Source organism: Pseudomonas sp. SDO5522_S412 (genome assembly GCF_054071215.1).
The window spans coordinates 24,399-35,375 of sequence record NZ_JBSVWQ010000052.1 but is presented as its reverse complement, the minus strand read 5'-3'; the positions used below and the strand labels follow the sequence as shown (position 1 = coordinate 35,375).

The 10,977-nt window shown below is 62.1% G+C and carries 11 protein-coding genes; 3 read left to right on the top strand and 8 right to left on the bottom strand.

Annotated elements, in window-relative coordinates; genetic code table 11:
- Nucleotides 1–76: 76 nt before the first annotated feature.
- The 6 genes from ACW9I6_RS13885 to ACW9I6_RS13860 form a co-directional block, all read right to left on the bottom strand.
- Nucleotides 77–709, bottom strand: a complete 633-nt coding sequence (locus ACW9I6_RS13885; protein WP_003218188.1) for a hypothetical protein — start codon at nucleotides 707–709, stop codon at nucleotides 77–79.
- 81 nt (nucleotides 710–790) lie between these two features.
- The gene (locus tag ACW9I6_RS13880) at nucleotides 791–2,233 is read right to left on the bottom strand and encodes an efflux transporter outer membrane subunit (protein WP_003218190.1); all 1,443 of its coding nucleotides are present in this window, start codon (nucleotides 2,231–2,233) and stop codon (nucleotides 791–793) included.
- On the bottom strand, nucleotides 2,230–3,120 hold the full coding sequence (locus tag ACW9I6_RS13875; protein ID WP_003218191.1) for an efflux RND transporter periplasmic adaptor subunit: 891 nt from the start codon (nucleotides 3,118–3,120) through the stop codon (nucleotides 2,230–2,232). The genes ACW9I6_RS13880 and ACW9I6_RS13875 overlap by 4 nt, the downstream gene beginning before the upstream one ends.
- Nucleotides 3,117–3,326: a DUF1656 domain-containing protein gene (locus ACW9I6_RS13870; protein ID WP_003218193.1), complete on the bottom strand. Its 210-nt coding sequence runs from the start codon at nucleotides 3,324–3,326 to the stop codon at nucleotides 3,117–3,119. The genes ACW9I6_RS13875 and ACW9I6_RS13870 overlap by 4 nt, the downstream gene beginning before the upstream one ends.
- The gene (locus ACW9I6_RS13865; protein WP_134325520.1) at nucleotides 3,323–5,401 is read right to left on the bottom strand and encodes an FUSC family protein; all 2,079 of its coding nucleotides are present in this window, start codon (nucleotides 5,399–5,401) and stop codon (nucleotides 3,323–3,325) included. Before ACW9I6_RS13865 ends, ACW9I6_RS13870 begins: the two co-directional genes overlap by 4 nt.
- Nucleotides 5,398–5,829 carry a MarR family winged helix-turn-helix transcriptional regulator gene (locus ACW9I6_RS13860; RefSeq protein ID WP_008433651.1) on the bottom strand — a complete coding sequence of 144 codons (432 nt, stop codon included), beginning with the start codon at nucleotides 5,827–5,829 and terminating at the stop codon, nucleotides 5,398–5,400. The genes ACW9I6_RS13865 and ACW9I6_RS13860 overlap by 4 nt, the downstream gene beginning before the upstream one ends.
- 260 nt (nucleotides 5,830–6,089) lie before the next feature.
- Between ACW9I6_RS13860 and ACW9I6_RS13855 the strand changes: the two genes are divergently transcribed.
- Nucleotides 6,090–6,368 (top strand): hypothetical protein, encoded by a 279-nt coding sequence (locus ACW9I6_RS13855; RefSeq protein WP_003218199.1) that lies wholly within the window; start codon nucleotides 6,090–6,092, stop codon nucleotides 6,366–6,368.
- Nucleotides 6,365–6,658, top strand: coding sequence for a type II toxin-antitoxin system RelE/ParE family toxin (locus ACW9I6_RS13850; protein WP_177027844.1), 294 nt, complete (start codon nucleotides 6,365–6,367; stop codon nucleotides 6,656–6,658). Before ACW9I6_RS13855 ends, ACW9I6_RS13850 begins: the two co-directional genes overlap by 4 nt.
- Nucleotides 6,659–6,662: 4 nt before the next feature.
- Here ACW9I6_RS13850 and ACW9I6_RS13845 read toward each other — a convergent pair whose 3' ends face one another.
- Nucleotides 6,663–6,908: a DUF2789 domain-containing protein gene (locus tag ACW9I6_RS13845; RefSeq protein ID WP_177020625.1), complete on the bottom strand. Its 246-nt coding sequence runs from the start codon at nucleotides 6,906–6,908 to the stop codon at nucleotides 6,663–6,665.
- A 75-nt stretch (nucleotides 6,909–6,983) separates the two neighbouring features.
- On the bottom strand, nucleotides 6,984–8,579 hold the full coding sequence (locus tag ACW9I6_RS13840; RefSeq protein WP_457339442.1) for a glycosyltransferase family 39 protein: 1,596 nt from the start codon (nucleotides 8,577–8,579) through the stop codon (nucleotides 6,984–6,986).
- A gap of 222 nt (nucleotides 8,580–8,801) precedes the next feature.
- On the opposite strand from ACW9I6_RS13840, the gene ACW9I6_RS13835 reads away from it, so the two are divergent.
- Entirely contained in the window at nucleotides 8,802–10,976 is a 2,175-nt protein-coding gene (locus tag ACW9I6_RS13835) for an outer membrane assembly lipoprotein YfiO (RefSeq protein ID WP_457339441.1), read from the top strand.
- Nucleotide 10,977 lies beyond the last annotated feature (1 nt).

Here is a 10,977-nt window from a genome sequence, read left to right as displayed (position 1 = left end):
GCATTCCAAAGATGGAACTCGATCGAATGTGGGAGCGGGCTTGCTCGCGAAGGCGTCAGTACAGACACCACAGATTTCAGGAATACTCGGTTTCGATCTCATCAAGTTGATGGTCGAAGCTTTTCAGGCGCGCCGTCCACGTATACACCAGCACCTCAAACTCACGGTGAATCACCGCATTGCCCGGCGTATCCGACTTGGGATCATAAAAATCCAGCTGGTAACGCTCCCGCGCCATCGCAGTGGCCACGTCGGATAATTCCCGGGCGTTATTCAGCCAATGCCGTCCGTCGGCGACTTGCCGATCAAGCATCACGCATTGTTTTTTCAGGGCTTCGAGGCTTTTTTCCAGCGGTGTGCCGGTCAGTTCGCCCATGACTTCCTGGAAGGTGCGCCCCGGCTGCCAGTAGCTGCCCCAGAAGTAGCGGTCGAACACCGTCTCGACCCGGCGCAGGGCAACCTTGGTATCCCAGATCGCCACGCGGGTCTTGCCTTGTTCGAGCAGTCTTCGCTTGATTCGCTGGCCCTGGTAGGAGGCCCAGGCCACCACGCCGATGGACAGCACCGCGATCAACGCGCTGGCGCTGTCGAGGAACACCATGGCCTTGTCGATTTGATGGGCCAGCATGATGCCGTAGAAGTAAGTCGCCGATAGCAACACCAGTGCGAAGAACACGCACCAGAAAGCGGGAGCATAAGGGTTTTTCATTATTGGAATCCCCATGAGCAAACGCGAGCAGTGACCAGCGGACCATCACGTAAGTCCGCCTGTCAAAGCATAGCAATCAGCTCAGGGTTTGCTGGCTTGTGTGGCTTGCGTTCGTCCACTTTCCCAGCCGCCGCCCAGGGCCAGGAACAAATCGATCTGGCTCATGGCAACCTGGGTGTTCGCCGCGGCCAATTGCGCCCGCACGTCGGTGTAGGTACGCGTGGCCTGCAGGTCGGCCAGGAACGACGCGCGGCCGGCCTGGAAGAACCGGTGCGTCTGCTCCGCCGCCTCTTTGGCCGACGCGCCGGCATCCGCCAGGGCATCGCGGCGTTGCAGTTGCGCGGTGTATTGCGCGAGGCCCGTCTGGGTTTCACGGATAGCGTTGAGCACCACCCCGTCGAAGTGCGCCAGGGCGCCCTGGGTCGCGGCTTCGGCTTCGTGGATGCGGGCGCGGGCGCCGTTGGTCGGCAGCGTCCAGCTGATCAGCGGGCCAAAGCCCCAACGGTTGGTGGCCGGGGTGCCGAGGTCATCCAGGATGCCGACGGTACCCACGGTGGCGCCGATGCTGATGTCCGGGTACAGCGCGCCGGTGGCCACACCGATGCGCGCGGTGGCCGCCGCCAGTTGGCGTTCGGCCTGGCGCACGTCAGGGCGGCGCTTGAGCAGCGTGGCGCCATCGCCCACCGGCAACAACTGCGCGATGTGCGGCAGCTCGGCGCATTGGGCAGTGCCGGCCGGCAGTTGATCCAGCGGCCTGGCCAGCAACATCGACAGGCGGAACAGCCCGGCCTGGCGCAGTGCTTCATAGCGCGGCATTTCGGCGCGCAAGGATTTGTATTGGGTTTGCGAACGGGTGACCTGGGTTTCATCACCGCGCCCGGCATCCCGCAGGCGCTGGGTCAGGTGCGTGCTCTGGGCTTGCAGGTCGAGGGACTCGTTGGCGATTGCCAGCTCTTCGTTGGCCGCACACACCTGGGTGTAGGAGCGCACCACGTCCGCCACCAGCGTGATACGGGCGATATCAGACGCCGCCTGGGCCGCATCGGCAGTGGCCTGGGAGCTTTCAATGCCACGCTGCAAGGTGCCGAACAAATCGAATTGATAGGAGGTGCTGATACTGGCGCTGCCGATATTCGCCACCGGGACTTTTTCCGTCAGCAAATAGGCCTCACCCGATTCTTGCAGGCGCTGGGCTTCGGCCTTGGCGCCGGCACTCCAGCCGCCGGCCGATTCGGCTTGCTGCACCTGATAGCGCGAGCGCTGCAAGTTGGCCGCAGCCACCCGCAGGTCGGTGTTGGAGGCCATGGCCTGCTCCACCAGCTTATCCAGGCGCGGGTCCTGGTAGAGCTTCCACCAGTCCGCCGGTACCGGCGCCGACACAACATTGCTGCCCTCCCCGGCCAACTGGCCCTGAAGGTCACCACGGTTCACGGCCGCCTTGTCCGGCAGTTTGTAATCGGGCCCCACCACTTGGCAGGCCGCCAGCAACAACCCCAGCCCGGCGGTTGCTAAAAGCCGTTTCATGGCTTGTTCTCCGACTTGGGTTGGTCGTCGATGATCGACACGGTGGCGGTGCGCCCGGCAATCATGCGGAAGTCTGCCGGCACATCGTCAAACGCAATGCGCACCGGAATCCGCTGGGCCAGGCGCACCCAGCTGAACGCCGGGTTGACGTTCGGTAGCAGGTTGGAGCCGCTGGTGCGGTCACGGTCTTCGATACCGGCGACGATGCTCTGCACATGCCCGCGCAGGCGAGCGTTGTCGCCGATCACGCGGATGTCGACGCTCTGGCCGACGTGAATGCCGTCGAGCTTGGTCTCTTCAAAGTAGCCGTCGATGTGGAACGAGTTGCTGTCCACCACCGACAACACCGGACGCCCGGCGGTCACGAACTCCTGGTTACGCGGCGCACGGTCGTTGATGTAGCCGTCCACGGGGCTGCGGATCACCGAGCGGTCCAGGTTGAGTTGCGCGGCATCCACCGCCACTTGCGACTCGGCCAGGGCCGATTGGGCACGGGCGACGCGGGACTGGCTTTCTTCCAGTTGCTCGCTGGCCACCAGGTTGCCGAGGCCACGGTTACGCTTGTTCTCGCGCACGGCCTGGGCCAGGGTTTCCTGACGGTCGGCCACGGCGGCCTGGGCCTGGCGCAGGGCCAGCTTGAAACGGTCCTGGTCGACGGAGAACAGCACCTGGCCGCGCACCACCAACTGGTTGTCGCGCACGTCCACTTGCTGGATCAACCCGGACACGTCCGGGGCGATCTGCACGATGTCGGCACGGATGTGGCCGTCACGGGTCCACGGCGCGAACATGTAGTACATCACCATGCGCCACACCACGACGCAGGCGAAGGTCACCACCAGTAACGTCAGGACTACACGGCCAATGGTCAAAAAAGGTTTTTTCATGTCATGAGGTATCGACTGAGTGAATCCACTGCGCCCAGCAACAGAGCGTAGAGACCCACATTGAACAATGCCCGGTGCCAGACCAGGCGATAGAAGTGGACGCGGGTCAACAGCCCGTGCACCACCAGGTACAACACATACGTAATGCCCATCAGCACCAGCAACGTGGGCAGGAACACCCCGCTGATATCCAGATCACCGATCATAAAGGCGCTCCATCGGGTAACGGCGCTTCCATCTCTGTGCCGCCAAGAAATTCCACGCCGGGCAACAGCGCCAGGCGCAAGCCGCTGAGGGCGTGCAACAAATGCAGGCGGGTTTCGTCCTCGCCTTGCAGGCCCTGGCCGTTGAGGGCGCGGCGGGTACGGTCGAGGGTCATCAGCAGACCGCTGGGGGCCGGCAGACGTTCACCGGCCTTGAGGCAGGCCTTGAAGTAACCGCCGACGCCTTCCACCACCTGGTTCAACAACACCCGCGGCACCCCGAGGATGCGCGGCGAGTACGCCAGCAGGTCCAGCAGGTTCAGCGCCACCCGCACTTCCCGCAGGGCGATGCCGGTGTCCTGGCCGGTCATGGCCAGGCGCGGCAGGTGTTGCATCAGGCGGTCGAGCATTTGCACGCCCATCTTGCGGTGTTCGGCCAGGGTCGCAGGCTCGGTCAGGGTGACGATGTCGCGCCAGCTGAAACGGGTCAGGCGCTTGGCCGCAAGCTCAGCGCCGAACGGCCGGGCAATCAGGGTCCAGACAAAGGCGAACAACAGGCCTACCGGGCCCGCCAGGTTGGAGTTGGCAAAGGCCAGGAAGTCCGCGTCGTAGGCACCCTGGATGCTGATGAACGACGAGGTGTTGACCAGCGTCAGCAGCATGCCGAGGTAGAAACGCGGCTGTACCGTCAGCGTGCCGATGCAGATAAAGGGCACCGAAAACGCCAGCACCAGCATCGGGAAATCATGCAGGTTGGGCAGCACCAGAAACAGGTAGAGGCTGGCGAACAGCACCGACATCGCCGTCCAGAAAAAGAACCGGTAGATCTGCGGCGCCGGGTCGTCCATCGAAGCGAAGAAGCTGCAGGCCACCGCCGCCAGGATCACTGCACTGCCACCGTCGGTCCAGCCCAACAGGATCCACAGCACCGAGGCGACGATGATCGCGGTGACGGTGGAAAACGCCGAGTAGAACATCAGGCCACGGTCGAGGAATGGCGTCAGCCGGCCCAGGCGCCAGTGGCGGTAAACTGCGCGCCAGCTGTCCTGGCTTTCGCACTGGATGGCGGCTTGCAGGCTGCGGCAGTCTTGCCACAGATCCACCCACTCGCCCAGGCGATACAGGGCGTTGGAGAACAGCAACTGATGGCGGTCATCCAGGGCGTCGGCATCGGGTTGCAGGGCTTCGATCTGGTCACGCAGGACACGCCAGCGTTCGAGGGGCGCATCCTTTTGCGTGCTGGCCAGCCACTCGTTGGCGGCGGTCAGCAGCGGCGTGAAGCGCTCGAGCAATTCCGGCGCGCGGTGTTCCAGCGCGTACACGGCGTCGTCCAGTGCGTCGATCACCGGCAGCAGGTGGATCATCCGCCCGCGCAGCTCCTTTGTATTGCGCACCGTTTGCGGCCGGGAGCCCTCGTGGGGCAGTTGGCCGATCATCAATTCCAGGGTGTTGAAGGTAGCGACCATGCCGCCGCGCAGGGTGCTGATTTCCTCGGGTTGCACGTTGCGGCTGAGGAAGCGCTGGCTGTAGACCTGGGCGTCGGCAAACCACTTGCTCACCGAGTCATCGAACACCGGCGCCAGGCGTCGCGGCCAGAACATCGCCCCCACCACCGCCGCCACGGCGATGCCGAGGAAGATCTCTTCGGTCCGCGCTTCGGCCACATCCCACACCGCCAGCGGGTTATCCACCACCGGCAGGGCGATCAGCGGCAAGGTGTAGCCGGCCAGCATCAGCGCATAGCTGTTGGCGGTGCGCAGGTGCAGGGACAGGAACAGCAGAATCCCGGTCCACAGCGCGATCACCACCACCAACACGTAAGGCGTCTGCACAAACATCGGCACAAAAAACACCGCAGCGGCCGCGCCCATGAAGGTACCGACCGCCCGGTACAGCGCCTTGGAGCTGGTAGGGCCGACAAACGGGCTGGACACGATATACACCGTGGCCATCGCCCAATACGGACGCGGCATTTGCATCAGCATGGCGATGTACAACGCGATCATTGAAGCGGCGAATGTCCTTACGCCATAGAACCAATCCCTGGCCGGCGGCATGCCGGTAAAAAATCCGTTCAAGAACTCACAACCATGGGATGTTGATTGGCACCTTCGAAGGCCCGCAGTACACGCAAAGCAGCTTCCAGGTCATCGGGGTCGATTGTCGCCAGCACCTCGCGGCGCAGGCGCACCAGTTGCTGTTCCACTGCCTGCACCAGCTCGCGGCCACGCGCGGTGAGGCTCAAGGCCTTGGCGCGGCGGTCGTGGATGTCTTCGGTGCGGCACACATAGCCAGAACTGCACAGCTGATCCAACAGGCGCACCAGGGACGGGCTTTCCATCCCGGCGGCCTGGGCCACCTTGACCTGATGCACACCGTCGCCGAGGCGGCCGATCATCAGCAGCGGCACGGCGCAGGCTTCAGAGATGCCATAGCTGACGAGCGTGGTCTGGCAGATTTTGCGCCAGGTCCTGGCACCTACCACCATGCTGCTGCTGATGTTCATCTGGAGTTGTTCGAGGGTCTGGGACACTGGATTATTCGCATACAGTTAGTTTGCTAACTATCAATATGGTCGATGGATCCAATGCAGTCAAGTTTTGATACAAATTTGCGGATGGGTGGATGGCCCGTGGGCTAAGTAAAGCTGGTTTGGGGAAAGGTGGTTTGCTGTCAGCAACCGTCAGTCGCCTCACTCAGCTCACATGCGTCGTCAGGTATGCACGTTGTATATACTTCGTACATACCAATCTAGAGCATTCACTTATGTCAAAACTAGCCGTTTTCACCTTGAAGCTTGAGTCGGAACTACGCGACCAATTCATGGCCGAGTGCGAGGCTACCCACCGTCCTGCATCGCAAATCGTGCGAGATATGATGCGTCAGTTTGTCCAGGCCCAGCAGGAATCACGGGAGTACGACGCGTTCTTGCAGCGTAAAGTAGACGCCTCTCGCGCCTCGATACAGGCAGGCAGAGAGATTTCCAATGAGGATTTGGAAGCTGAGTTTTCTGCGAAACGTGCTCACGTAGATAATCAGGAATGAGGGTTGCCTGGACGCCGGAAGCGGCGCAGGACCGTAGGGATATCTGGGACTTTTTATTTGAGAAAAACCCACAAGCCGCAGCCGATATGGATCGACGCTTCAGCAGTGCAGTGCTGGGGCTGGCAAAACACCCAGAAATCGGCCCACTCGGCAGGATCACAGGCACACGCGAAGTCATTCCTCATCCAAGCTACCGCCTTGCTTACCAACTTGAGCCCGACGTAGAAAGGGTCGTGGCGCTTGTGCACACCGCTCGCCAATGGCCACCAGAGAAAGCAACCGCCTCTTGACGGCTTAGACTCCTCGCCCCTCTCTCAACCGCAAATTCAACTCATCCACCACCTCCGCCCAATCCGCGTCCTCCAGAATCTCCTCACGCAAAAACGCCCGCTGGGGCGGCGTCCAGAAAAACGCTTCCGCCAGATGCAATTCGGGCTTGAGTGGAGAGTGGACCGCGATGAACCGCTCGATGCTGACCGGGTCATCGGGCAAACCGAGCTGTTTGAACAACGATGGCAAGTTGTGGACTGGGGATTCCATGAGGCGTTCCTGGAGAGAGGGTTCACCTGAGTCTAGCCCCCCAGGCGAACATAAACCTCTCAGGTGTTGCGCGGATTAATCGCAGCCCTCACGGTGCACGCCCGCTGGCGCGTTACACAGCACGAACAGCCGGGCCCGCGCGCCGCCGCCGTCCTGTTGGCTGAGCTGACGCCATCCGGCCGGCAACGGGGCAAACTCATCCGGCGGCTCCGCGGCGCTGATCAGCCATACACGCTGGATCTCGGCGGGTAACGCCGACAAGCGATCAAGGTAGATGCGCCCGCCATCCTGGTCCACCAGGGTGCCAAAACCATAGGCATTAGGCCGGGTGGACTTGCCGGCGGCGGTCGGCGGTGTGAAAAGCTGCAACTGGGCGTCGGTCTCGTCGTAATAGACGTAGGGCAGGTACCACAGCATGTCGCTGATGACGATGCGGTCATCTTCCTGGTAGTTGCGATTGACGAACTCCACCACCACGTTGAACTGATCATGCTCATCGACGGTGGAGTTGGTCTTCACGCCCACCAGCTCGACCCCGACAAACAACACGAAGACTGCCGCTGCTGCGAGCGGCAAGCGCGACGACAGACGGTCGACGGCCAACGCCACGATGATCGGCAAACTCATCGCGTAGGCGGTCAGATAACGCTCGATAAACACCGGGGAAATAAACGAAACCCCATAGACCAGCAGCACTGGCAGCATGAAAAAAAGCCCCAGCAGCCAGCCAAAGCGAAAGCGGCTTTGATCGCGCCAGGCAGTCACACCGACCAGCGCCATCAGCAATAACGGAAACACCACAAAGAGCGGTCGCCACAAGTGGTCGCCCGGGTCCTGAATGAGGAACTGCCACACCATCGACGGCACGGAATACAGGTTGACCGGGTCTTCCCAGCCAATATCACCGCCCACCTTGAGTTCTTCGGTGTGCTGCACCAGGCCCAGCAGATTCGGGAGCCAGGGCAAGTACAGCAACACAATGGCAATGTTGGCCAACCACCAGCCCGCACGCGTGACCAGGCGCAGGCCGCCGGCCCGTGGCTGGCGCAGCAACAGCAGCCATGACCAATGCACCAGCACGCACAACGCGGTGAAATAGTGGGTGTAGAAGGCTGCCGTCATCAACAGCGCATAGGCCACCAGATAGCGCTTGCGCTCAGGCTGGCGGACCCAATACACCAAGGCCAGGGTGGCGGCCAGCAGCCATACGCCCAGCAGCGAATACATCCGCACTTCCTGGCTGTAGCGCACTGCCGTGGGCAGCAACGCCAACAGAATCCCGGCCAGCACCGCCGCGCGACGGGTCGCGATCAGCCTTGTCAGCCAGATTCCCAGGCCGACTGCGACCACACCGGGGATCGCACTCATGCTGCGCAGGGAGAAAATGCTGTCGCCGAACACCTCGATCCAGCCGCGCAGCATGAAGAAATACAGCGGCGGATGAACGTCATGTGCGGCGTGAAACCACAGGTCTTCCAGGGAATACTCGGCGAGCAGCAGGCTTGAACCTTCATCGCCCCAGATGGCGGAGGCGGTCAGGCCATAGAAACGCACGGCCATGGCCAACGCCACCAGCGGTACCCACCACAACCGAGCCAGCCAGCCGGCATTCTCCCAAAGGCCAGGATTGAGCACGGGCAATGCCCCGGCCTTGTTGTCTTGTTCCGCCACAGAGCGTCGCACCTCTACTTCCTCACCCACTACTGAACCTGCGCTTGCGCGAACACCCGCCACTCTAGGTCAAAAGGCCTTGATTCGCCCGCTGTTTTGCATGGATTTGACCAACCATCCGCCAATCGGACAAATCTGAATTTTGCGCAGGACGTCTCCGACGCTTTCATCGGATCACGCTATGATTGCTGCCTTCCATGGATTCAGGATCAAGGACATTTCATGCGCATCGGTCTTCTGTCACCCCTGGCACTGGCATTGCTCGCCACCCTTCCCCTCCAGGCCCACGCCAGCGGCGATGACTCTTGCTACCCGGATTGGCGAGTGTCGCGCAACAGCCTGGACGTGTGCAGCAACCTGCCCTTCCTGAGCCCCGGCAATGACAGCCGGGTCAACCTGCGGCTGTTGCTGGCGGACAAAAACGTCATGCCGCTGGCGCCGAATGCCTTGGGCGAGCAGGACGTGTCCGAAGGATTTGGCCCGGTGCCCTTTCCGGTGTATCGGCTTATGCCGGCTGCGGATGAGCCCGACAACAAACCCGACAACAAACCCGACGACTCGCGCACCGCCGAACTGGATGCACTGCTCAGCCCGCTGGGCATCACGCGCGACGACGCAAAGACCGCCGGTGAAGCCTTCCTTTCCGGCGAAGGCAGCCGTTGCCGCAGCAATGCCGATGACAGTGCCGCCGCGTTTATCAGCCAGGTGGTGAAGGCCGATGTACCGCAGGCCGAGCGCCAGTTACTGGCCAAGCTGCGGCTGCAGATGCTCGGCAGTTGTTCCTCGGACGGCGTAGCGGCAGGCGAGGCCGACCAAATCAAATCGGCAGACGGCCAGGCATTGCTCACCTACCTGAAAGCCGCCGGGGACTTTTACAGCGGACGCTTCAGCGATGCGCAAAAAGGTTTTGCCGGGCTGACGAGCAGCTCGCTGCCCTGGCTGAAGGAAACAGCGCTGTACATGACCGCCCGCACCGCGCTGAACGACGCCCAGCAAAATGCCTTCGATGAATACGGCACGCCGTCGCTTGAGCATGTGGATAAGTCTGCCCTGCAACGGGCCGAAAGCGCTTTCGACGACTACCTGAAAACTTATCCACAGGGCGAATACGCCGCCTCCGCCCGTGGCCTGTTGCGCCGGGTGCACTGGCTGGCGCCCAACCCCGACAAACTGGCGGACGACTTTGCCTGGCAACTGACCCAGGCCACCGATGCCCAGCGCAACGTGTCGCTGGATGAACTGGTGCAGGAAGCCGACACCAAGCTGCTGACCAGCACCACGGCACCTGTGGGCAACCCGCTGATCCTGGCCCTCAACGACCTGATGTGGATGCGTGCCGGTGAGCCGCCGAAGCTCACGCGTGAAGCGCTCGATGCACAAAAAGCGGTGTTCGCGCAGGAGCCCGCGCTGTATGCCTACGTGCAGGCGGCGTTTGCCCTGAACGTCGAGCATCAGCCCGACCGTACCTTGAAGCTGCTGCCGCAAGACGTGCCGTCGAATCTCGACTACTTCGCTTTCAGCCAACAGACCCTGCGTGGCCTCGCGCTGGAAGCCAAGGAAGACTGGAAAGCCGCCGAAGCGCTGTGGCTGCAACTGCTGCCGCTGACCAAGCAACCGTTGCAACGTGACCAGCTGGAGCTCGCATTGGCGATGAACTACGAACGCAGCGGCCAGCTGGCCAAGGTATTCGCCGCCGATTCGCCGATCAGTGCCAAGCAGGTGCGCTATATCCTGCTGCGCAACGTCGCCGGTCCCGACCTGCTGCGCCAACAGCTTGCCCATGCCGAAGACCCGGTAGAGCGCCAGACTGCGCAATTCACGCTGCTCTATAAAGACCTGCTGCGCGGCCAGTTCGAGACCTTTGCCGAGGACCTCAAGCAACTGCCCGCCTCGGTTCCCGATGACAAGCTCGGCACCAGCCTGGGCTACGTCTACAGCGGCGGCCAGTCGTTGAGACTGTTCCAGTGGAACGGTGACAAGGCCGAGTCCGGCTACACCTGCCCGAGCATCGCGCAAATCGCCAGCACCTTGCAGGCCGATCCGAAAAACCCGCAGGGCCTGAACTGCCTGGGGGAATTCGTCCTGCGTAACGGCCTGGACGGCATGCCCCTGGAACAAGCGCGCTCCGCCGGCAGCCTGGGCAGCACTGCCTCGCCCTTCAAGGGTGAAACCTTCTCGCGACTGGAGGGCTACAAGCGGGTGATCGGCAATCCCAAGGCACCGCGAAACGACAAGGCCTACGCGCTGTTTCGTGCCATCAACTGCTACGGACCTTCGGGCTACAACAGTTGCGGTGGCGAAGACGTCGACAAGAACGTGCGCAAAGGCTGGTTCCGCCAGTTGAAAACCGGGTTCGCCGACACCCAGTGGGGCAAGTCGCTGCAGTACTACTGGTAAG